General features: G+C 44.9%; 19 protein-coding genes. 6 read left to right on the top strand and 13 right to left on the bottom strand.

What is annotated here, in order from left to right; all coding sequences use genetic code 11:
- Nucleotides 1-6: 6 nt before the first annotated feature.
- The 5 genes from DQQ10_RS18605 to DQQ10_RS18585 all read right to left on the bottom strand — a co-directional run bounded on the left by DQQ10_RS18605 (nucleotide 7) and on the right by DQQ10_RS18585 (nucleotide 3,987).
- Nucleotides 7-711, bottom strand: coding sequence for a 16S rRNA (uracil(1498)-N(3))-methyltransferase (locus DQQ10_RS18605; RefSeq protein ID WP_112748401.1), 705 nt, complete (start codon nucleotides 709-711; stop codon nucleotides 7-9).
- Nucleotides 712-722: 11 nt separating this feature from the next.
- Nucleotides 723-986: an acyl-CoA-binding protein gene (locus DQQ10_RS18600; RefSeq protein ID WP_112748400.1), complete on the bottom strand. Its 264-nt coding sequence runs from the start codon at nucleotides 984-986 to the stop codon at nucleotides 723-725.
- A 4-nt stretch (nucleotides 987-990) separates the two neighbouring features.
- Complete coding sequence (locus DQQ10_RS18595; RefSeq protein ID WP_112748399.1) at nucleotides 991-2,280, bottom strand: citrate synthase; 1,290 nt, start codon at nucleotides 2,278-2,280, stop codon at nucleotides 991-993.
- A gap of 81 nt (nucleotides 2,281-2,361) precedes the next feature.
- On the bottom strand, nucleotides 2,362-3,192 hold the full coding sequence (locus tag DQQ10_RS18590) for a prohibitin family protein (RefSeq protein ID WP_112748398.1): 831 nt from the start codon (nucleotides 3,190-3,192) through the stop codon (nucleotides 2,362-2,364).
- A 42-nt stretch (nucleotides 3,193-3,234) separates the two neighbouring features.
- Entirely contained in the window at nucleotides 3,235-3,987 is a 753-nt protein-coding gene (locus DQQ10_RS18585) for a hypothetical protein (RefSeq protein WP_112748397.1), read from the bottom strand.
- Between the two features lie 120 nt (nucleotides 3,988-4,107).
- On the opposite strand from DQQ10_RS18585, the gene DQQ10_RS18580 reads away from it, so the two are divergent.
- Both DQQ10_RS18580 and mreB read left to right on the top strand, forming a co-directional pair.
- Entirely contained in the window at nucleotides 4,108-6,879 is a 2,772-nt protein-coding gene (locus tag DQQ10_RS18580) for a tetratricopeptide repeat protein (RefSeq protein ID WP_112748396.1), read from the top strand.
- A 309-nt stretch (nucleotides 6,880-7,188) separates the two neighbouring features.
- A complete protein-coding gene (mreB, locus tag DQQ10_RS18575; protein WP_112748395.1) occupies nucleotides 7,189-8,214 on the top strand; it encodes a rod shape-determining protein in 1,026 nt (341 codons plus the stop codon).
- A gap of 60 nt (nucleotides 8,215-8,274) precedes the next feature.
- Here the strand turns inward: mreB and hppD are convergent, their stop codons facing one another.
- Nucleotides 8,275-9,366, bottom strand: a complete 1,092-nt coding sequence (gene hppD, locus DQQ10_RS18570; RefSeq protein WP_112748394.1) for a 4-hydroxyphenylpyruvate dioxygenase — start codon at nucleotides 9,364-9,366, stop codon at nucleotides 8,275-8,277.
- Between the two features lie 226 nt (nucleotides 9,367-9,592).
- On the opposite strand from hppD, the gene DQQ10_RS18565 reads away from it, so the two are divergent.
- Nucleotides 9,593-9,952: a hypothetical protein gene (locus DQQ10_RS18565; protein ID WP_112748393.1), complete on the top strand. Its 360-nt coding sequence runs from the start codon at nucleotides 9,593-9,595 to the stop codon at nucleotides 9,950-9,952.
- Between the two features lie 109 nt (nucleotides 9,953-10,061).
- Here the strand turns inward: DQQ10_RS18565 and trpS are convergent, their stop codons facing one another.
- Nucleotides 10,062-11,030, bottom strand: coding sequence for a tryptophan--tRNA ligase (gene trpS / locus DQQ10_RS18560; RefSeq protein ID WP_112748392.1), 969 nt, complete (start codon nucleotides 11,028-11,030; stop codon nucleotides 10,062-10,064).
- A gap of 69 nt (nucleotides 11,031-11,099) precedes the next feature.
- Here trpS and DQQ10_RS18555 point away from each other — a divergent pair, with 69 nt between their 5' ends.
- A complete protein-coding gene (locus tag DQQ10_RS18555; protein ID WP_112748391.1) occupies nucleotides 11,100-12,176 on the top strand; it encodes a DUF1573 domain-containing protein in 1,077 nt (358 codons plus the stop codon).
- Nucleotides 12,177-12,251: 75 nt separating this feature from the next.
- Here the strand turns inward: DQQ10_RS18555 and DQQ10_RS18550 are convergent, their stop codons facing one another.
- Nucleotides 12,252-12,656 (bottom strand): TerB family tellurite resistance protein, encoded by a 405-nt coding sequence (locus tag DQQ10_RS18550; protein WP_112748390.1) that lies wholly within the window; start codon nucleotides 12,654-12,656, stop codon nucleotides 12,252-12,254.
- 158 nt (nucleotides 12,657-12,814) lie between these two features.
- On the opposite strand from DQQ10_RS18550, the gene DQQ10_RS18545 reads away from it, so the two are divergent.
- Nucleotides 12,815-13,504 carry a head GIN domain-containing protein gene (locus DQQ10_RS18545; protein WP_112748389.1) on the top strand — a complete coding sequence of 230 codons (690 nt, stop codon included), beginning with the start codon at nucleotides 12,815-12,817 and terminating at the stop codon, nucleotides 13,502-13,504.
- Between the two features lie 294 nt (nucleotides 13,505-13,798).
- Here the strand turns inward: DQQ10_RS18545 and priA are convergent, their stop codons facing one another.
- The 4 genes from priA to DQQ10_RS18525 form a co-directional block, all read right to left on the bottom strand.
- Nucleotides 13,799-16,312: a replication restart helicase PriA gene (gene priA / locus DQQ10_RS18540; protein ID WP_112748388.1), complete on the bottom strand. Its 2,514-nt coding sequence runs from the start codon at nucleotides 16,310-16,312 to the stop codon at nucleotides 13,799-13,801.
- A 63-nt stretch (nucleotides 16,313-16,375) separates the two neighbouring features.
- Complete coding sequence (locus DQQ10_RS18535) at nucleotides 16,376-17,143, bottom strand: hypothetical protein (protein ID WP_112748387.1); 768 nt, start codon at nucleotides 17,141-17,143, stop codon at nucleotides 16,376-16,378.
- Nucleotides 17,144-17,167: 24 nt separating this feature from the next.
- A complete protein-coding gene (locus DQQ10_RS18530) occupies nucleotides 17,168-19,213 on the bottom strand; it encodes a thioredoxin domain-containing protein (protein WP_112748386.1) in 2,046 nt (681 codons plus the stop codon).
- Between the two features lie 26 nt (nucleotides 19,214-19,239).
- Entirely contained in the window at nucleotides 19,240-20,220 is a 981-nt protein-coding gene (locus tag DQQ10_RS18525) for a GSCFA domain-containing protein (RefSeq protein ID WP_112748385.1), read from the bottom strand.
- Nucleotides 20,221-20,305: 85 nt separating this feature from the next.
- Between DQQ10_RS18525 and nagB the strand changes: the two genes are divergently transcribed.
- Nucleotides 20,306-22,210, top strand: a complete 1,905-nt coding sequence (gene nagB / locus DQQ10_RS18520; RefSeq protein WP_112748384.1) for a glucosamine-6-phosphate deaminase — start codon at nucleotides 20,306-20,308, stop codon at nucleotides 22,208-22,210.
- Nucleotides 22,211-22,711: 501 nt separating this feature from the next.
- Here nagB and DQQ10_RS18515 read toward each other — a convergent pair.
- On the bottom strand, nucleotides 22,712-23,671 hold the full coding sequence (locus tag DQQ10_RS18515) for a transglutaminase family protein (RefSeq protein WP_112748383.1): 960 nt from the start codon (nucleotides 23,669-23,671) through the stop codon (nucleotides 22,712-22,714).
- Nucleotides 23,672-23,682: the final 11 nt, after the last annotated feature.

The raw sequence follows: 23,682 nt of genomic DNA, 5'->3' as shown, positions 1-23,682 counted from the left end.
TTATACTTAACGAACCTCGTTGACGAGATTGAGAATATGGCAGGCTGCGAGGCCTGCCGTTTCTGTTCTTAGGCGGCTCTGTCCTAAACTTACTTTTTGAAATCCTGCGACAACGGATTGTTCTAACTCATCGCGTGAGAAATCGCCCTCGGGACCGACGAGTACACAGTAGGATTGTGCAGCCACAGCAGCGTGTTGTAAATGTAGAGGGTTGTTGGAGTCTACGTAGGCAATGAATCGCTGTTGCGCTGTGATAGAAGGTAGTAGTTTCTTTAGCGTCGTCACTTCGTCAATCAGGGGAAGCTGGGGCTTTAAAGATTGCTTCATTGCACTGACGGCTACTTTGCGAAGACGATCACTTTTTAGATAAGCTCGTTCTGTATGATCACATTCGATCAAAGAAATTCTGTGTATGCCAAACTCAACAGCTTTCTCTACAAACCACTCAATTCGTTCATTGTTTTTAGTAGGGGAGATCGCGATATGAATTTGAAAAGAGGGAGTGGCTGCTGCAGTGCTTTTTTTAATTTCGAAACGGCATTCCTTTTCCGAAGCCACCGTAATAATGGCATCATAAAAAAAGCCCTTCCCATCAGTGATGACTAGGCTGTCACCAACTTTTCTGCGAAGGACTTTAATGCAATGTCTTGATTCTTCAAGATCCAGGTGATGGATCCCTTCAGCAATATGCGGCTGATAGAAAAGATTCACGATTACGCTTGTTACGCGTATTGCTGTTGAAGCTTCTCAACCAGCGAAACGTATTCATCGATCGATGTCTCTTTGGATTTGCCTTTTTGATCTGCCCAAGCATCAAACTTTGCGATCGCCTTAAAGTCAAAACCTCCGGGACGATCACCACTCACGTCTCCTTCTGTTGCTTGTTTGAAAAGTGCATACAAAAGCAAAAGCTCTTCATTTGAAGGTCGCTTGGTAAGCGCTTTGGACTTTTCGACGGCCTGCTGAAACTGTTCTTGTGTCGCCATGATCTTAACCGCGTTTAGGCATTTCGATGTATGGTCTAAGCTTTTCGCCAGTATAGATCTGTCTTGGTCTTCCGATAGGCTCCTTGTTTTCACGCATCTCTTTCCATTGTGCGATCCATCCCGGCATACGACCCATCGCGAACATTACCGTGAAAAGGTCAGTAGGAAGGCCAAGTGCCCGGTAGATAATTCCAGAATAGAAGTCAACATTTGGATACAATCTTCTTTCTACGAAGTAAGGATCTTTTAACGCGGCTTCTTCAAGCTTCTTGGCAATCTCCAATACAGGATCGTTCACGCCAAGTTTGTTGAGCACGTCGTCAGCAGCTTTTTTGATGATCTTCGCGCGCGGATCGAAGTTTTTGTACACCCTATGTCCGAATCCCATCAAACGGAATCCGCTGTTTTTATCTTTTGCCTTATTGATCCATTTCTCAGTATCGCCGCCGTCTTTGCGAATGTTCTCTAACATCACAATAACTTCCTGGTTTGCACCACCGTGAAGCGGTCCCCACAGTGCGTTGATACCGGCTGATATAGAAGAGTATATACTTGCTTTCGATGATCCTACAATTCTTACGGTTGATGTCGAACAGTTTTGCTCGTGATCAGCGTGGAGGATAAGAAGCTTGTCAAGTGCGTCTGCAACAACAGGGTCTACTTCGTACTGTTCTGCTGGCAGAGCAAACATCATCTTGAGGAAACGCGCACAATAGGCGAGTGAATTGTCAGGATAGTTAACAGGATGTCCAACAGCATTTTTATATGCCCAAGCAGCGAAGGTTGGCATTTTGGCCAGTGATCTTACAATGCTTAGATAGACGCCTTCCGCAGATCGGTTAGGATCTAGTGATTCGGGATAGAAAGCTGTTTGTGAACAGAACAGCGATGCCAATACGCCCATCGGGTGTGCAGTAGAAGGGAATCCGTCGAGAATTTTCTTAACGTCTTCGTGCACGAGCGTGTGTGTCTTGATGTCGTGCTGGAATTTTTGATACTGTGGTTGCGTAGGCAGTTCACCGAAGATCAATAGATAAGCAACTTCAAGGAAGTTAGACTTCTCCGCAAGATCTTCAATGGAGTATCCACGATACCTGAGAATTCCGTTGTCACCATCGAGAAAAGTAATGGCACTCTTAGTAGCCCCGGTGTTTTTGTATCCAAGGTCTAGGGTGATCACTTTGGCTTTCTCAAGGAGGTCACTGATATCAACAGCTACTTCACCTTCAGAGCCTTCAATTACAGGTAAAGTATACGACTTCCCGTCAATAATCAATTCAGCAGTTTTCGACATGTTTATGCGTTTTTAACATCGGTTTTAAATATACAGGCTAGAATGTTGCTGGCGAAAGATTGCCATAAAAAAATCTGGATTTCAATTATTTCCCAGAATTAACGGAAGACCGTCTTTAGAAGAGCCTACAATAACAACTTTGCTATTCGGTGACTTAGACAGTTCTAATGTTGCTTCAATACCTCTCATTTTCAATAGTTTGTCACTCAAACTGCTGTTTACAATGTTATTGGCTCGTGCTTCTCCCTCTGCTGCGATACGTTTACGCTCGGCTTCGCTCTTTTCTTTGTCTAATCGAAACTGATACGCCAAAGCTTCCTGCTCTTGCTGAAGTTTGTTTTCGATAGCGCCTTTAATTTGCTCAGGAAGTACGATCGATCGAATTAAAACAGCAGTCGCGTTTACGTAGTTCAGTTGAAGTATCTTTTCTGTTTCTGTTTTGATCGCGCCTTCAACCTCTGCACGTTTCGTAGAGTAAATTTCTTCAGCAGTATAACGTCCCATTACTTGTCGTACCGTAGACCTAACTTCGGGAATTACCAAAACACGAATGTAATCGTCGGTTGATGTGCGATAGAATTTTTGATGAATGTAACCAATCTTATCAGGCATCGGATTATAACGCGCGCTCACGTCAACGTGTATAGAAAGTCCGTTTTTGTCTAGCACATCCATGTTTTCATCTGAAGATGTCTCGTTGATTGAATACACGAACACATCATTCCACGGTGCCTTGGTATGAAATCCTTCGCCGATCACCGTCTCTTTATCCAACCCCTCGCCAAACTTGTAAAAAATAATCGCGCGTTCGGAAGTTGCGATCGTATAAAAGAGACTTGATGAAAGCGCCATCACGACGAATAACAAGATTACCCCGATAATAATCATCGGTACTAGTCTTCGGTTGTTCATAGGTGTATTGTATTTATAAGGTGTAAAGTTCGAAGGTTCATCTCATGCCGCATCGCCTGGCTTCGGCGGTCGGGGCAATCCCATCAGTTTGCCGATCACTAAAACTACAAATAAATTTCCCCAGACGGCCTCCAAAATTCCGATGTTCCGAATAAGTCTACTGGCTTCGGGTTGTCCCGGGTCCATGCCCCCGAGAATAGCTAAACTATACGTAACACACTCGGAATAATTTGGGAAACCTATCGCCAGCCTTGGGTTTAAACTTCCTGGTTTAATCAGACAGATCAAGTCATATAAAGAGCCGAATGAAATTCCAATCATCAAGAAAACACAGGCCGATCCCCAAAGCTTGTCAGGTGTCAAGTACTCGCCCGAGAAGATGTCGCGGATAGCAAAACTGATGATGATCACTTCAGTGACGAATAACATAGCGTGCACCAGCAACAAAATGATCCGACGATCGGGAACATCGATGAAAGTGTAGTAGGGGAACTCGACCAGCAATCCGACCCCAATGCTACCGAAGAGAAGAAGGAGGTAGATACGGATCAGCGTCTTGCTATTGGTGAAATTGCGGAGAAGGTCCCACAGCAAAAACGAATAGGTTAGACCAAAAATTGAAAAGATGGTGATAACCAGCTTAGCCTCAGGTGTCTTCGTGTCTTCGATCACATGACCAGATAAAGTCAATCCAAACACGATGATGATAATTTGGATGAATACAATATTCCGGTAATCTTTCTGTTTCTCAGTGTCGGCAGCGGCCCGCGACTTATTGAAGAAGCTGTTGAGCATAGTGGGTGCGTTGGCGGTTTCCGTTCACAAGTTGACTTTAATTATTTTCAAATTCAACTTCCATTATGGAGAATTAAATGCTTAAAATTGAGTATGTTGATAGGCTCTAAATAAAGTTTGATGACAAGAGGTGTCCCGACAGTTAATGTAGCCGCTCGATGGTTCTTGCGCCGCGGATGCATACTCATCAAACTCGCCTTCATTAGCATTACCATTTTTATTGCGGCGCCTTCCCGAGCACAGCAGTCCGTGATCGATAGTCTTCAGCGTGTGCTCGAAGATTCTGATGATCTGAAGGTTAAAGCCGACGTCCTTCATCGCATGGCGTCTGAGATTTGGGACTACGATTTTGAAGATGGCCTAACCTATTCACGGGAATCTTATCAGATCGCCAAACGCGCATCATACAAAAAAGGAATGGCCATTGCCCAAGCCGATGTCGCCTTATACCATTACTTTAAAGGAGACTATCCTAATGCCTTGAAATTCTTATATGAAGCACTGGATATTTCACGCGGCGAAAGAGATACGTATGTGGCCTCCATTCAAATTAGACTCGCTAATTTACACCGAGAGCAATCTCATTTCGACTCTGCCGAATACTATTACACCCGCGCCGCCATCAATGTCGACGAGGCCAAACCATCCATCGCACTAGGTCAACTCTTTCTCAACAAAGGTATCCTCGACTATACCTTGTCTCGTCATCTGGCTGCACGCAAAAATTTTAAGAAGGCGCTTCATGTGCGTTTCGCCTTGGGCGATAGTCTGGGGATTGGCGAGACTTGGAAATTTCTTGGCATCGTGTCAAGTGCGCTGGCCGACTACGATACGGCAGCGGTTTACTTCAAAAATATCCTTCGCCTCTCGCGTACGTATCAAAATCCCGAATTGCTCATCTTCTACAATATTCATCAAGGCGAGCTTTCATTTAGAAAAGGAGATTTTGTTACGGCCACAAAGTTGTTTACCGAAGCACTTGATTCCTTGGCCAAGCACGATTATAAAAGGTACCGCGCCTTGGTGATGAAAAGCATCGGCCAAGTGTTTGAATGGGAGGGAGACTATCCACGAAGCCTTGAGTTTTACTTCAATGCGCTGCGAATTGAAGAAGAACTAAAAAGCAAACATGAAATTGCACGCACAAAACAACTGATGGGCTGGGTGTATGTAAACCAGTTCGACTTCGAAAGGGCAACGCGAATGGCATCGCAAGCCGCGACCACCTTCCGGGAATTGAAGGATGACTTTGGTCTTTCCGACTACTATACGCTTTCGGGGTACGTTGCTTTTAGTCGCAAACAATACGATAAAGCGATTCAATATTATGATTCGGCTTTCGTTATCCGTGATCGGTTGGGCGCATTGCTGCCAACGGCGCAGGTCTTGAATCACATCGCGGAAACACAGATCGCGTTGGGGCAGTATGAGTTGGCAGGAATCTATGCGAAACGGGTTTATGAAATCGACCATCGGGTAAACAACCGCGTGGGGATTGCATCTTACTACAACACGATGAGTGCGATCGCCTTGGCAACCGATGACGACCGTGAAGCGGAAAACTTTGCGCAACAAGCACTGACGGAAGCCACGTTGATTCGTTCTGCTCCACAACGAAGAAAAGCGTATCAGAATTTGTTTACCGTATATAAGAAGATGGGGCGTCACGAAAAGGCCGTTCAATATTACGATCGATACATTCAACTCGACGACAGCCTGTACACCACGCACAGCGTCACACGTCAAGCGGAATTGGAGGCACTCTATCGTTTAGAGAAACGGGAACAAGAGATCCGTGATTTACATGAGCGGTCTGCATTGCAACAAGCCACACTTGATAGTCAGAATGCTCAGATCAAATTTCAAAATACCGCCAACATATTCTTCATTCTTGGAATCATACTGCTGGGATCTCTCGCTTACGTCCTTTTCCGGTACAGTCGCGCGAAGAATGCCGTAAACCTTGAGCTTAGCACCCTCAACCAGGAGATTACCACGCAGCAAAAAGAAATACAGCACCAGGCATTGGAGCTTCAGCATGCGAACCAGGCGCTGACGCAATTGAACCGCGAACTGCTTGAAAAAACAGAAGAAATTGAAGCGCAGTCCGAAGAACTTCGCGAGAGCAACGAGATTATCGTCGCAATGAACCACGATTTGGATTCGATTGTCACCAAGCGTACCGTGCAGCTGAAAGAGGCTTATAAAGAGCTCGATACTTTTTTCTACCGGTCGTCGCATGATTTCCGTCGCCCGCTCACGACATTCATGGGGCTAGCCGAAGTTGCTAAAGTCACGTTGCAAGATAAGGCTGCATTGGAACTGTTCGAGAAAGTAAAAGAAACTGCGAAGGCCTTGGACAAAATGCTGATCAAACTCCAATCGATCAGTGATGTAGGCGCACAAGAACTTGTGTTCAAGGAAGTGTTTGTGAAAGCGATCTTCGAAGGCATTTGTCATGGATTTCAAGAAGAGCTGCGTAGCAAGGAATTTCACGTTGAGTGTGACGTCGACCTCAAGCAGTGCTTCGTGTCGTACCCGGCGATGATTAAAGTTATCCTAGAGAATCTGGTGGAGAACGCCATCCAATTTTCTAACGTGGTGAATCCTTGGATGAAACTTAAGGCGTGGGAGGAAGGCGAACAGGTTATCCTTTGCTTTGAAGATAATGGTCAAGGTATACCGGCGGAACTTAAGGAGCGCGTGTTCGATATGTATTTCCGCGGGAGCGAACGCTCAAAAGGCAATGGCCTCGGCTTATACATTATCAAAAAAGCAGTTCAAAAATTGAACGGGCAAATTACCTTAGAAGATCATGCGCCGATGGGCTCTAAATTCACCATCACACTTCCGCTCAATCAGCCCCAGGTGATGGGTAAAATTCTGATTTGAACGTCGCGGTCTAATGCGAATCTAATCACTTTTATTTCAACAAGCCGATCAGCTTTGCTATACTCACATAGGCATTGTAAGGTTCGCCTTCGGAAATGAAAATACGAGGCGATCTGCCGTCAACCCTTGCCGTGCATATACCAGTTGAAGCGCAAATGACACAGTCGCATCATTTTTCATACGTGAAAAGTCGATGACGGATTTTTGATGATGTTACACTTGATGGGGCAGTAGTTCTTACGATATTTGCGCGCGAGAAATCCCTCCTCATATTTTTTGATATCGTGTAGTTGAATAAAAGATACGTCCATGAAATTTAATGTCTTCAGAAATAAAAGTTTTGCAATCGACCTCGGTAACACCAACACGTTGGTAAGTGACCAGGACGGCGTGAAGTTATGTCAGCCATCATGCATTGTATTCGACAACAAGGGCCAAACGGTGAAAGCTGTAGGCGACCAAGCATACCGCATGTTGGAAAAAAATCATGAGGAACTTCGCCCGGTCAAACCATTGCGCGGCGGCGTGATTGCAGACTACGATTCGGCAACGCGCATGATCCGCGAACTAATCAAACAAGCTGACCGTAATCCGTCGTTCTTTTCTGGATATGATAATATTTTGTCAAGTGTACCGTATCACACAACCGAAGTAGAGCGTAGGGCGCTTCGTGATGCTGTTGATCAGTTTAATGCCCGACGTACCTCGCTCTTTTACGAACCCCTCGCAGCTGCATTGGGCATTGGTCTGGACATCAGAGAGCCGCAAGGCAAGATGGTGATCGATATTGGTGGTGGCATTACGGAGATCGTGGTGATCTCTTTATCCGGTGTAGCGGCTTTCCAATCTACCAAGATCGCCGGCGATACTTTCGACGAAGCCATTCAAGACCACTTCCGTCGCAATTATAATATGGCGATTGGTTTGAAAACGGCTGAACAGGTGAAGATCAACGTCGGCGCTGTGACAACAGAAATCGCAGACAAACCGGCGCCAATGATGGTGAGAGGCAAGGACCTTGTTGAGGGAATTCCGGTCACCCGAAAAATTGATTTTAATGAAGTCGTTTTCATTCTCGAGAAATCTTTTAGCTCAATAGAACATTGCATTATCCAAACCCTTGAGACTTGTCCTCCGGAACTAGCGGCCGATATTTATGAAAATGGTCTTCATATTACAGGTGGTAACGCGTTGATCCGTGGCATCAAAGAACGCCTCGAGGCACGCATTAAGCTTCCCGTTCATCTCGACGAGGATGGTCTTACAGCCGTAAGTAGAGGTGCAGCTGTCCTGTTGCGTGAGCCAAAGAAGTATAAAAGTATTCTATTCGAATAGATCGCTTTGGCAGCACACTGATTCACTTTGAATGTGAACGAAATCTATGAAGCGGGAAGGTTAAAGATTTCCCCTTAGTTCTTGTTCTCGTTCAATAGACTCAAACAACGCCTTGAAGTTCCCTTTGCCAAATGATTTTGCGCCATTGCGTTCGATGATTTCAAAGAATACCGTCGGTCTATCTTGAATGGGCTTCGTGAAAATTTGAAGTAAATAACCCTCTTCGTCTCGATCGATGAGAATGTTTAGCCTTCGAAGTTCTGCGAGATTCTCGTTGATAGATCCTACACGATCCATTACATCCTCGTAATAGTTCTCGGGTACATAAAGAAACTCCATACCACGCTTACGCAATTCGGCTACGGTGTGTAAAATATCATCGGTCGCGATAGCAATGTGTTGTACTCCTGGTCCTTTATAAAAATCAAGGTACTCTTCGATCTGTGATTTCTTCTTGCCAGCGGCAGGTTCATTGATCGGGAACTTGATGTATCCATTTCCATTTGATACAACCTTCGACATCAATGCGCTGTATTCCGTTGAGATGTCGTTGTCATCGAATGTAACGAGCAGTTTAAAGCCCATTACTTTCTCATAGAATTCAACCCAAGTATTCATCTTGCCCAGTTCAACATTGCCGACGCAGTGGTCGATGTGCTTCAGGCCGATCGGGGTAACAGGTGCAGCGCTTTTGCGTGGTTGATATCCTGGAAGGAAAGCTCCGTTGTAGTTTTTACGTTCAACAAAAGTGTGAATCGTTTCTCCGTATGTTTTGATGGAAGCGACTACCACTTCTCCATGTTCGTCTTTTAGTGTCTGAGGTTCAATGGCAGGAGCAGCGCCACGCGATGTAGTTTCAAGGAAAGACTTCCGGGCGTCGTCGACCCAAAGCGCCAATACTTTTACGCCATCACCATGCTTAGCGACATGCTGCGCGATAGGAGAGTCGGTATTGAGCGCGGTAGTAAGAACGATGCGAATTTTGTGTTGCTGTAACACGTACGAAGCACGATCGCGAATGCCGGTCTCTGGGCCAGCATAGGCAACCAACTCGAATCCCATCACATGCTGATAAAACAGCGCCGATTGTTTGGCGTTACCTACATAAAGCTCAATATAGTCTGTACCATTTAAGGGAAGGAAGTCTGTCATACAATTACAGTTTAGTGCCCAAAATTAATCCGCATGCTAGTAACATCGAAGCAATGCAAAGGACATTCGGTATTATCGATTTTCAAGAATTTTTATTGGCCGAGGTCGACGAAAGTAGGGGGTGTGACCAAATTTTATATCCGTTTTTTCAAACAAAAAACCAGGATCGAGGCCATTTCTGTTTTGTATTTCGATGTTTTATTGAATATTTGAAAAAATTTTCAAGATGGATATTCAGGCACTCGACAAAGCACTTCAGGCTATTATCGCGAAGCGCGAAGAACTTAATAAGATCGATTACAACAATCCAAAATACGACGACCTAGAAGAGCAACTTCACGATATGGAAGACGCGTTTCAAGTGACGTATGGCGAGTACGTTGAAGAAGCGCTGCAAGATGTTCATGACGAACTTTGTCCTGACAATGACGTGTTGATGCCCATTGCCTACCTCGGAAAAGGTATCTATGTTGAATCAGATAAATATCCGGATACTGACACCAAACTCATTCTTGCCGCTAATCCTCCCCGCCTTATTCTGACCATTGGAAGGGACAAGCAGGAAGTGGTATGGACGGCGAAATAGATTTCGATTGCGGGGTGTTCTGCACCTGTAAAGGAGAGAGCCCAACTCAACTATTGAGATTGGGCTCTTTTTAATTTAGGCGATGTTTTTATCCCGTTGATAACGCGCTTTAAAACCCTACCTTTTGCCTTACGCGCCCCAATACTTCGAGCGCAATAACCCTTGCCTTCGCTTCACCTTGCGCCAGCTTTTTGTCAATCTCGGCCGGGTTGTTCATATAGAAATTAAATGCTTCACGCTCTGCTTTGTATTTCTCTACAATAAGATCAAACAATGCTTGTTTAGCATGCCCATAGCCGAAGTTGCCGGCCAAATACTTGGCGCGAAGCGCTTCTTTTTGTTCTGGTGTAGCCATCAGGCTGTAAATCGCAAACACATTGTCGGTGTCGGGATTTTTGGGTTCCTCCATTGGCGTGCTGTCCGTTTTGATCGATTTGATCTGCTTTAACAGATCTTTATCGGGAAGAAAAATGTCGATGATGTTACCATAGGACTTGCTCATTTTTTGCCCATCTGTTCCGGGGATGGTCATCACTTCCTCAGCGATTCGAGCTTCCGGGATTACGAACGTGTCGCCATATTGATTGTTGAAAGCACTGGCGATATCACGTGCCATCTCCACATGCTGACGTTGGTCTTTTCCTACAGGGACAAACTCAGCATTGTACAAAATGATGTCTGCAGTCATGAGCACCGGATAGGTGAATAATCCCGCATTGACATCCGATAGCCGTTCTGATTTGTCTTTAAATGAGTGTGCATTTGCCAGCATCGGGTAAGGCGTAAAGCAATTCAAATACCACGTGAGCTCACATACTTCCGGAATGCGACTCTGACGATACAGGAAGTTTTTGTCGATATCAAATCCAAAGGCCAACCATGCTGCGGCCACGGCCCTCACGTTTGCTGTTCGGGTCTCTGCATCCTTAATGGTAGTAAGAGAATGTAGATCGGCAATAAAGAAAAATGATTCGTTGCCCGTTTTTTTGGATAGTTCGATTGCAGGAATAATGGCGCCCAAAAGATTTCCTAAATGCGGGCGGCCACTGCTCTGAATTCCGGTTAAGATTCTGGCCATAGTTTTGCAAAGAAAATAAAATAAAGCGGAACTGAATTTAGTTTTACCTTTGAACATAAAATTTAGAGAATGTTTCGAGCGATATCTTTCTTCATCATCGTGCTGGCTGCCAACACTACTTTTGGGCAGCTCACTAAACCCATCCAGTTTCGTGAGGAGACCTTTGATTTCGGTACCGTAGCCGAAGAAGGTGGCCCCGTAGAGCATGAATTTGTGTTCACCAACACGAGCGATCGTGCCATTAGAATCTTGAACGTTCAACCCTCGTGTGGATGTACCACACCGGCATGGTCGAAGGATGTAATCGCGATCGGAAAGACTGGCTACGTGAAAGCGGTTTTTGATCCAAAATCTCGACCGGGCTATTTTACAAAGACTTTAAGCGTAACCACTGACTTCGATGCTACACCCATTGTGCTGCAGATCAAAGGCACCGTGAACGCATCTGGCGCAGCGGAAGCACTCAACGAATTTCCGCATGCGCTCGGCAATATGAAATTCAAGCACACCTCGTTCAAGCTTGGTCGTGTCTTTCATAAAGACGAATGGACCGTGCGTGATTTTCAAGTTGTTAACGCTGGCATGAAGGCGATCACGCTCACGAAAGTTGTAGGACCGTCCTATATAAAAATAGACATGACACCGAAATTGATTCCTGCGGGTGGAATTGGAAATATCAAGGTGAGCTACAATGGAAAGCTCAAGGGTAAGTATGGATATCAATCTGATAATGTTGAACTGCATACCGACGATGAGCTGAGTCCCGTAAAATCATTTTCAGTGTATGCAACGCTGGAAGACGACTTCTCAACGCTTTCCCCGGAAGAACTTTCTAAGGCTCCCCAAGTTAGGGTAGGTGCAACGGAGTTAGACTTTGGAAGATTCAACCAAGGTTCTACCTCAGAGCGTGAACTTCCTGTTTCCAACGTAGGAAAGCGCGAGCTTCAAATCAAATCGTTGCAGGGGAATTGTAATTGTATTACGGCGCATGCCGCGAAAGAAACACTAAAGCCGGGCGAGACAACTACGATCAAACTTACATTCACAGCCGATAGAAGTGGGACGCAGCAAAAAGCGTTGACAATTTATACCAACGATCCACAGAATCCAGTCGTAAGGGTGTGGTTGAAAGCTTATGGATATTAAACTAAAGTAAGCATCATAAAAAAGCCATCCGGATTTTATCATCAGGATGGCTTTTTTTATCCGGCAAGGGATAAACTAATTCTTCAAGAACTTATCCGCCTTTGTTTTGATCATGTCACGATCAGCAGTGATAGAAGGATCGCTATACACGTGCTGGCTGATTTCAGCAACAACACCTTTTTTGTATCCAAGTTTGTTGGCGATTTGCTCACAGAAAACTACCTCGCTACGGAAAACCTGGCCATCCATTTTCATGAGTTGAATCAAGTAATAGAGGTGTTCAAATTTTTCGTCTTGCGTTAAGCTATTGATGTTAGCAATAGGCTTCGGATTGCTAATCATTTGTTCAACTTCTTCTTTGCTGATACCATTTGCTTTAGCAATGGCATAGATGAGTTTAGATTCACGATCGGCAACGGATTTATCGCTTGCAGCGAGATTGATCAGTACGTTTAGTTCGGCTTTTTTGTCAAAAATCATAGAGCTCGTTGGTTAGAGGTGCAAATTTTAAAAAATAGACTATGAATTTATGTGTAAAATACAATGTTTTGGTACATCAACAAAATAATTGGTAGGCTTAAACCCGCGATGCAACCCTTATATTTGCAGGCTGTCTTTAGGTCAAATTAGAAAATACTATGAAGAACTTATGGTTAGTGGCCCTCCTGGTAATGGTGACTTTGCCTGCTATGGCACAAGAAACACAGACCCGTACACTAGGATCCTTTTCCGGTGTGAAGGTCTCTGAGGGAATCGATGTATACCTTAAAAAGGGAGACAAGGAAAGTGCAAGGGTGGAAGTAACGGGTACAAAACCAGAGAACGTGATAACCGAAATTTCAGGAAGCTATTTAAAGGTGGAAATGAAAGACGGTACGCATGGTATGCGCGCTAAACTTAGCGTCAAGGTATATGTGACTTATGTCACGATCGATAAACTCTCAGCGAGCTCTGGCGGAAACATCTTTGCTGACGCAGTCATCAAATCCAGAAACTTGGACCTTCATGCATCAAGTGGTGGTAGTATTGAAATCTCCGTCGATGCGACGACAGTCTCTGCGGGTGCTTCGAGTGCTGGACAGATAGATTTACAAGGTCACACTACGGAACTTCAAGCGGATGCAAGCAGCGGCGGACAAGTAAATGCGTATGACCTCGAAGCGGAATCTGTAGAAGCTGAAGCAAGTAGCGGCGGATCGCTAAAGGTTAATGCAAAAGAAAGCATCGATGCCCAAGCCAGCAGTGGTGGAACCATTCGCTACCATGGCAACCCCAGCAAACAAATGACAAACTCTAGCTCTGGCGGCTCTGTCAAGAAATCGAATTAATACATAAGCCTCACCTTGAGGTAGAGAAGCTGAAAGTCACGAATGATTTTCAGCTTTTTTTTTGTAAAAAAAATCGCGCAATGAAGGACTTTCACGATTAACTTTTAACTTTTAACTTTTAACTTTTAACTTTTAACTTTTAACGATTAACGATTAACGATTAACGATTAACGATTAACGAATATGCACGCCAACGCACTAAAGGGCCAGCCGCGCAATGATGTCCTCTTGAAGGACTTTCACGATTAACTTTTAACTTTTAACGATTAACGATCAACGAACTTTTCCCAGAGACTAAACCGGATCAACATCCACAATCACCCTCACACTCCGATATTCTTTCTCCTTCACCAAGAACCCAATTTTTGAAAGGATGCTGTTTTTAGTTTGCTGAAGATCTGTTTTTCCGCGCGGAATTTTTACCAGGATACTCATCAGAAACTGGTTCCTGATCTTGGAGATCATCGGTTCCCCCGGGCCCATCACACGAATACCACCAAGTGAATTTTTTAGTGTATCGGTAAGTTGTACGGCGGCAGCTTTACATATCTTTTTGTCAGTATGCTTCAGCGTTACTTCGATCAGTCGTGAAAATGGTGGATATTCATGTTGCTTGCGATCGGCTAATTCAATGCGATAGAAGTCCGTGTAATTATGTTCGATGATTAACTTTAGCAGCGGATGCTCCGTGTCGGAGGTTTGAAGAATAACCGTGCCCGGCTTCTCTCGTCGTCCTGCGCGCCCACTTACTTGTGTGACTAACTGAAATGCACGCTCATAAGATCTAAAATCTGGAAAGTGAATCATTCTGTCGACATTGAATATTCCTACCAAACTAACGTGATCGAAATCAAGTCCCTTCGTTACCATTTGTGTGCCGACCAGAATATTGGTTTCTCCTTTTTCGAATTGGTCGATAATTGATTCGTAGCCCGTCTTTGAACGTGTCGTATCAAGATCCATGCGTTGAACATTGGCCTCAGGAAAATGAAGCGACAGTTCTTCTTCAATTTTTTCGGTACCGTAGCCGACAGTCTTTAGCCGGGGAGAAGTACACGTCGGACATTTTTCAGGAAGTGATTCTTTATAGCCGCAATAGTGACAAACTAACGCATGACGAAACTGATGATAAGTAAGACTCACGGCACAGTTCACGCACTTTGGTACCCATCCACAGTCTTCACAATTGACAACAGGGGAGTAGCCGCGGCGATTCTGAAAGATGATAACTTGTTCGCTTTTCTTCAGTGCTTCATCAATGTTACGAAGCAAAAGGCCCGAAAACTCACCTTTGATCGTTTTACTTTTTCGTTCGATGCCCATGTCGGCCAATACCATTGCTGGCAGTTGCGCTTCGCCAAAACGTTTATCTAACCGAACATAACCGTAGCGTCCTTCTTGGGCGTGATAGAATGTCTCGACAGACGGTGTTGCCGATCCGAGTAATACCTTTGCATGTTGAAAGTGTGCCATCATCATGGCAGCGTCGCGTGCGTGGTATCGTGGCGCCGGCTCTTGTTGTTTGTAAGATGCGTCGTGCTCTTCGTCAATGATGATCAGGCCTAGATTGTCAAAAGGAAGAAATATAGATGAGCGAACCCCGACAATAAATTTAAATTTTCCACTCAACACACCATTCCAAACTTCGACACGCTCGTTGTCGGAAAAACGTGAGTGGTAGATGCCCATGGCTGCACCAAAAACTTTCTTAAGGCGATGAACAATCTGCGTTGTAAGAGCGATCTCGGGCAGCAGATACAATACTTGTGATCCTCCTTCTAAGGCTTGCTTGATCAAGTTGATGTATATCGCGGTTTTTCCACTCCCCGTCACACCATGCAACAAATTGTTTTGGTGTGTACTGAACGCCTGAAGTGTCGCGTTGAGCGCGTGTTGCTGATCTGCGCTTAGATGTATTGGTGGCGCTTCACCGGCTTCCAGCTCAGCAAAGCGGGAAACAACGATTTCAAATTCTTCTAAAATTTTATTTTTTATCAACGTGGCGAGTGACGATTCTGAGATCTCTTCATCGATGAGATCTTTCTTCGCTATCCCATTTCTGTTTCGGGCGCTATCTGAAAGGACAGGAACCTCTTGCAAATAACGGAGTAGCACGGCCTCTTGCTTCGGTTTTGATGCTAGCGTTTCAAAGAGTTTTTCCAACGCTGACGCAATCGCATACTCCGGTTGTAGCCGGATCCGCTTTTCAGTTTTTGGCTTGAACTTATCTTTTATTTCCTCGAAAAGAATAATGGCTTCTTTGCCTGCCAGCGATTTCAATATGCTGTAGAGGTGTTTCACACCGAGTAATTTTGAAATTTCGGTATAGGTGAGGGCCTCGTGTGACAGACGCTTGAGTACGATTAATTCTTTTTCAGAAAATGGTTGGTCACTTTCGTCTAAGTTAAAAGCAGGATGTAGTTGAACACGTGACTCGCTCGAAAGTTTTAATCCTGCAGGAAGTGCCGCATTTAAGACCTCACCAGTTGTGCATGCATAGTAGTCGGCGATCCATTGAAAGAACTTTAACTGTACAGGCGTAACAACAGGCTGATGATCGAGTACTTCTAAAATATATTTTGCTTCGTAATCTTTCGGCGGCGTTTCATGAATGTTGATGATAACACCCGTGATAATTTTCCTATCGCCGAACTGAACAATGGCGCGTTGTCCTTGCTGCACGCTGTCCTGAAGAATATGCGGCACACGATAGGTGAAAAGTTTTGGAATTGGGACAGGTAGGAGCAATTCGGCGAAGCGTGTGGTACGCTCTAACGGTAGTTCAGGCCCAAATGCGTCTGTCTGCATCCTGTAAAGAGAAAGGACTCAATCAACTAAATAAAACCGAAGAAAGAAATGTGCGAGCGATTTTTATGAAACGCTTTCGGCAGCACGCGCGTGTGCCAATTTACGCTTGTAACCTTCCATTTCACGTTCGAACAGATGAATGTTTTTATAGCGTGTAATTTTTCGTTTCGATTTAAACATGATGATGAACTCAATAAAATCTTCATCACCATACTCATCCATTGGCTTTTGCAGGTGCTTGAATCGTCCGCTTTCGTTGATCTTATTGGTTAACTCTGCAATGCGATAGTTCATCACATAGTTGAAACACTTTTCGGGCGTGGTGAATTTTTCGATACCAAATCCATATTCAAGATCTTGTAAGCGACCATCCCACTCGATGGTAGCAAGTTCGTCGTTCTGAACAATCTGAATATCGTACACCATGTCGCAGAAGCAGTGTGGCTTATCGTCGATGTCTGTATGTCGCAGGAGGATGCGTTGCCCATAGTTGATAAATATCTGTTGGCTCAGCGATGTATGCACGTGGTTGGGAAAAAGTTTCGTGTATACTTCCATGAACTTAGCGTTAACAGGTTCAGCGGAAGCGTTGATCTCATTGGTTAGACGCGTCATATCTGAACGGTCCAGAAACAGATGCCACCGTGAGCTGATTAGCCAGTAGGCATAGCCGATTTCAAGAAGTGTCAAAATGATACAACTGAGAATGAAGTACTTCGCTAGCCGTAAATAATATGCGGTGCGAGGGAAGTTATGTAAGAAGCCTTTTTCTGAGGAAGACTCAGGTTTGGACTTGCCTGGTGTAGGCTGAGGGGTAACAGGATTACTCATGCATGGCGAAAATACTAAATTTTATCAATGTCGAAGCGCCGCGGGATGTTTCGAGATGATCTGGTCCAATGCATCCGAGATCCGGTGTACCGGTAACCTACAGGATTTGTTATAGCAAACATAAATCGTGGTCTTGTCGTCGAGGGCAATTTTACCTTCGAGTAACGGAAGCTCGCTTTCTTTTTCCATTCCCATCGTAAGCATGAATGGATTGTAGGTAGCATTTAACTGAGCGGCTGTATCCGCACATTCCTTGCCCACAACGGCCACCTCAGACATTCCATTTCGTACTTCCATCAGCACGATTCCCCAGTGGCTCATATAATTGGGTTCACCTACAACCAAATGCGCAAGAGATCCACTCATCGTTTCGGCTATATGCTTCCAGTCGTCGCGATCTGCCAAGATACCCAGATGATGAAGATTTTGCGCCATCACACTGTTCGACGATGGAATCACATTGTCAAAAATTTCTTTCTTACGGGCGATCAATGCCGGTGAAACCTCCGCTGTGTAAAAGAAAAAGCCATCCTTCGTATCATAAAACTGTGTGATCGTGTAATTCATAAAGTATACAGCGCGCTTCAGATAATACGCATCAAAGGTGACAGTATAGAGATCGATATAAGCGCGGATCACGAAAGCATAGTCATCCAGAAATGCATGCACATTCGATCGTTTGTCTTTGAATGAGCGGAATATCACAGCGCCATCAATCAGCTCGTTCTCTAAGAATCGGATGGCTGCAACGGCCTTTGTTAGAAACGCTTCCTCACGAAAGGCCTTGTGCGCTTGAACCAAACCCGAGATCATCATGGCATTCCAACTGGTGATTATTTTATCATCAAGCCCAGGGCGCACTCTTGAAGCACGTCGCTCCATCATAGCCTTCTTTGCCTTTTCTAAAATTTTCGACCATGCTTCTGGCTGAAGTTGATGATTCATCAGAAAAACTTCGTCTGACTTTTCGCGCATCAAAATGTTCATTCCATGTTCCCAATTGCCATCGTCCATCATTCGGTAATAGTCACCAACAAGGGCGGCATCATCACCCAGTACCTCGTTGAACTCAGGCTGCGTCCAGCAATAAAACTTGCCTTCGATGCCTTCGCTATCAGCATCGAGCGCCGAGTAGAAGCCGCCACTGCTGTGGGTCATCTCGCGGTCAAGCCATGCTAACGTTTCATAAACAATGGTCTTAAACGATTCGTCTTGTGTTAGTCGGTACGCTTCAGAATAGAGTGTGACGAGCTGCGCATTGTCATAGAGCATCTTTTCGAAGTGCGGCGCAAACCAATATTGGTCTACTGAATATCTTGCAAAACCACCACCGGCTTGATCGTAAATACCACCCATGCCAATGCGCTTTAAGGTGAGTAGAATATGATCCAACGCGGTCTTGTTCAGCGTCAGGTAATAGTAGCGCAGTAGATATAACCACACCGATGGCATGATGAATTTCGGCGCACGATCCATGCCACCCCATATCGAATCAAAATTGCTTTCTAATTTTTCGTACGACTGATGGAGATCTTGTAGCAAGTCTGAATCATTGGGTTTCTGAACAAAACGCTCAACCTCCGACCGGAGCAAATGAAGTCGTAATTCTTCACTCGTATCTTCGATTTGTTGTCGGTTCAGCTTAAAAGCCTTGTCAATGTTGGTGAGTACTTGCGTCCATGAGCTCGGTGCAAAGTAGGTTCCGCCGAAGAACGGCTTTTGCTGAGGTGTGAGAAATACATTGAGAGGCCATCCGCCATTCACGCCTAAAGCTTGAACTGCATCCATATAAATCTGATCGATATCTGGACGCTCTTCTCGGTCTACTTTAATACACACAAAATAATCGTTCATCACTTTCGCGATCGCTTCTTGCTCGAAGGATTCGCGTTCCATCACATGACACCAATGGCACGATGAATATCCAATGCTCACCAATATTGGTTTATCCTCTGCCTGTGCTTTGGCAAGTGCTTCTTCACCCCATTCATACCAGTCAACCGGGTTATGTGCGTGCTGTAGTAAATAAGGTGAACTTGCGTTTATGAGTCTGTTCGGCTGATGTTTCATAATGCGTGATTAGCGTGGCGAACTTTTCATTTGATCAGTTGAGAGGTAAGCATGTCAATTTCCTTATCAACATTAATATAGGCGCTTAGTTCTTCCAACTTGCGGATAGTATCTCTGATGAAAATTTGATGCCCGGTCGACTGCGGATGAAATGGGCGATGCTTTAATGCCATTTGCACCGCGCGCCATTGAGGATAAAACTGCTTGAAGTTGTTGTCAGCAAACCGTGCTATAAAATTATCCCAGATGTAATCCTCGGCTGTTTGCGTGGGATGAAGCATGTCTTGCGCATAGAAGCGGTAATCTCGTAAGTCGTCCATCATGATTTCGTAGGCCGGAAAATACCAAACATCTGGATACTGCTCGCAAATGGTGTGGCAACTTAGCCGCAATATCGCCTTACTCACGCCGTTGAGTTCGATGGTATCTTTAATGTGCCTTACCGGACTTACGGTAACGATTATTTTAATCGATGGATTGCATGCTTTTAATGCTTGATAACATTCATCGAACGATTCTATAAAGTCCTTTTGCGGCAGCAATGATTTTTCGAACATGGCTCCAGGCTGTTTGTGACAGTTCGATACAATCTCGCCAGTTTCACGCAGCCGGTAGACCCACGCTGTACCGTAGGTGATCAAAAGCCATTGGGCATTTTTAATCGCGCGATGACTACGTTCGATAGTGTCGGTTAAGGTGTTGGTAAGCGTCACTTTATCCATCGCAGAGATTGTTGAATGAAAATCGAAATTCAGGTGGATATCATGGGCCACGAGGTAGCTTGTTGGTGGAGGGAGTTTGTTGGCTATGGCTTGCCTCAAATTCTTATGAATAGAGTGCGGATTATAGGTCGTTCCAAACGCATTGTTGTGTGTGTCCACACACGATGCGGCAAGTCGCGATCCAATCGCTTCGGCAAAACACGATCCTGTGGTGAAAATCTTGTCATGGAGGCCGAAAGTGGCCTTTTCAGGCTTCGACCTAACAATTGTTCGAAAGTCAGTCATAAATATGTTATCGCAAACACTTGAAAATTTCGCACTTTTTCTGATACTTTGTTATGATAATCAATCATCCTAATACCTCAAAAATATGAATAACGACCTTACAGCTTTCGAAAAAATTCCTGTCAAGATCTTTAAAGGCTCTGAAGATGCGTCTGCATTTGTGGCGAAAGAAATCGCCGATTTGATCAAAAAACGCGCATCTGATGGTAAGCATGTTGTGCTTGGCCTTGCAACAGGATCAACCCCGACAAGGGTTTACGCTGAGCTCGTTAGAATGCATAAAAAGGAGGGACTTTCCTTTAAAAACGTATTCACTTTTAACCTCGATGAATACTTTCCAATGCCGCCAGACTCCCTGCAGAGTTACGTGCGCTTTATGAACGAACACCTCTTTAATCACATCGACATCCCAAAACAAAATGTTCACATCCCGGATGGGACATTGCCAAAAGAGCAAGTCGCAGAATATTGCCGTAACTATGAGAAGAAAATTGACGACCTCGGTGGTATCGATATCCAAGTTCTTGGTATTGGTAGAACAGGACACATCGGTTTTAACGAACCAGGTTCTACGGAAAAATCTTTTACGCGTCTCGTAACACTCGATCAAGTTACGCGCATCGATGCAGCGAGTGATTTCTTTGGTGAAGAAAATGTTCCGCGTAAAGCCATCACAATGGGGGTTGGTACAATCCTCAAAGCGAAGCGCACCATCATGATGGCGTGGGGTGAAGGTAAAGCACGCGTAATTAAGAAAGCGGTAGAAGGTCCGATTACGGATCAAATTCCGTCGTCGTTCCTCCAAAAGCACGACAACTGTTTAGTTGTGTTGGATGAGGCAGCTTCGTCTGAACTTGTTCGTATCAAAACACCATGGGTACTTGACAGCATCGACTGGAACGAAACGCTAATTCGCAAAGCGGTTGTTTGGTTATGTCAGACCATCCAAAAGCCAGTGTTGAAATTGACTAACCATGACTACATGGAGCATGGTATGGGCGATATCATTACAGAATACGGATCAGCTTATCAGGTTAACATTAAAGTTTTTAATTTCCTTCAACATACAATCACAGGATGGCCAGGTGGGAAGCCGAATGCGGATGATACACATCGCCCTGAACGCGCTACGCCTTTCCCGAAAAAGGTTATCATCTTTTCGCCGCACCCCGATGACGACGTTATCTCGATGGGCGGTACTTTCATCAGACTCGTTGATCAAGGTCATGAAGTGCATGTCGCTTACCAGACTTCTGGAAACATTGCCGTTTTTGACGACGACGCTGTGCGTTTTGCAGATTTCGTTCGCGATTTCAATTCGCAATTCGGATTGAGCAAAGACGATGGTGAGAAATTCTACAAACAAGTTGTTGATTCAATTAAGAAGAAAGGTCCTGGACAAAACGATAGCCCGGAAGTGATGGCCATCAAAGGACTCATACGTCGTGGGGAAGCAAAAGCCGGCGGACGTTATGTTGGTATACCAGATGAGCAAATGCACTTCATGAACATGCCGTTTTACGAAACCGGTGCCGTGAAGAAGAAGCCTCTCGGAGAAGATGATATTCAGATCACGATGGACTTGATCAAGAAAATTCAACCGCATCAAATCTATGCGGCCGGCGATCTGTCAGATCCTCACGGAACACACCGTGTATGTCTTGCAGCGGTGATGGAGGCATGCCGTCGTTTGAAGAACGAACCGTTCATGAAAGATTGCTGGGTATGGTTATATCGCGGTGCATGGCAGGAGTGGGATATCGATCAAATCGAAATGGCAGTTCCGCTTTCTCCAGAGGAGCTGATGCGTAAACGTCGTGCGGTATTTAAACACCAGTCACAAAAAGACAGCGCGATGTTCCCAGGAAGCGACAAACGTGAATTCTGGATGCGTGCAGAAGATCGTAATCACGCTACAGCTGAAGCCTACAATATGCTTGGCCTCGCAGAATATGAAGCGATGGAAGCGTTTGTGCGATGGCATTATTAGTCGTTAGCTTTTAGTTATTACCTTTTGGTTAGTGGAGGTTAAATAGCTTTAAGCTTTCTACTTTCAGCTTTATCAACTTGTACGGAATAAATGAGAAAAAAGAGGGTCGTAGCGATACGATCCTTTTTTGTTTCTGGCTGCGAATACAGCATGCAATCAACCTGAACACATCAACACTCCAACACCAATGTCGTTGACTTAAGCACTTCCTTCGGTATGGATTCGTCTTCACCCCTGGCCCCTGAAGGGGAACTCGATTCGCGCGCTGACCCTTTAGGGAACGAAAGGGGTGGGGTGGCATTTTTTATGTCTCCGTACTTAAGTCAATGACATTGACGTCAACACTCCAACACACCTCAACACATTACTGCTGCATCTGCATTTCTTGAAAACGTCTAAATGAATTTCTTCGCGCGATGCGTTAGCGACCGCTGTTTCCTTTCAGGGTAATACAGCAATGCATTCAACCTGAACACGTCAACACTCCAACACCTCAACACCTTATTGCTGCATCTGCATTTCTTGAAAACGTCTAAATGAATTTTGTTCCCGAGATGTATTAGAGACCGCTGTTTCTTTCAAGGTAATCTCGTGATCGGCACTTTGCGTGTTGCCATCTTCATAAGAAACGGTCACGGTTACATCGAGCGTGTGGTGTGAAGTGCCGCGATAGGTGCCTTTTACGGGAGAACAGTCTGTGAAATTTTTGCCAACCGCTAAGCGTACATGTGTTTCATTGGCAATGCAGTTATTGGTTGGGTCAAAACCTAGCCAGCCATAAAAAGGAATGTATGCTTCTACCCACGCGTGGGTTGCACCTTCACCGCGCATTCCAGGTTTATTCGGACAAATATATCCGCTAACATATCGTGCTGGAATGTTCATGAGTCGAAGCATGGCCAGTAGCATGTGCGCAAAATCCTGACAAACGCCTGACCTAAGTTTCCAGATCTCATCGATCGTCGTTTCAACGGTGGTTATCCCTTTGCGATAGTCGAAGTTGTGATAAATGTATTCGCTAAAATGTTGGGCAACCGCTTGTGGTGATTTGGTTAAGCTGCGTTCCGGCGCGAGAATCATTTCGACCTCCGGTAAGGCATTAAAACGTTCTTGTCTTGTAACGTCAATGAATTCGATTTGATAGGGTAGTTTTTTTAGGACTTCCCATTGCTCTGCGATAGAATGATTCTCTGACGGCGTAGGCCTTGTCTTCGTAGATACAATCAACTGAGAGTCGATCGTGAGTTCTTTGTGAGGTTGTGCGTGCGTGAATGTACCTACCTTGTTTCCGAAATAATCCACATGATTATCGATCATGGGGTCGCCGGATACGATCAGTGTCTGATCGACGAGTTCTTGGTACGCATCTTCAATAGGGTAGAGCATCACTTGGTTGGCGCTATCGCGAACGGTGTCTTCATACAAATAGCGTGTGACATGACGAATTTTGAACTTAGGCATCTGGTGGTCGA

Source organism: Pseudochryseolinea flava (assembly GCF_003286915.1).
In the GTDB taxonomy this organism is placed as follows: domain Bacteria; phylum Bacteroidota; class Bacteroidia; order Cytophagales; family Cyclobacteriaceae; genus Ohtaekwangia; species Ohtaekwangia flava.
This window is presented reverse-complemented; position numbering and strand designations above follow the sequence as displayed.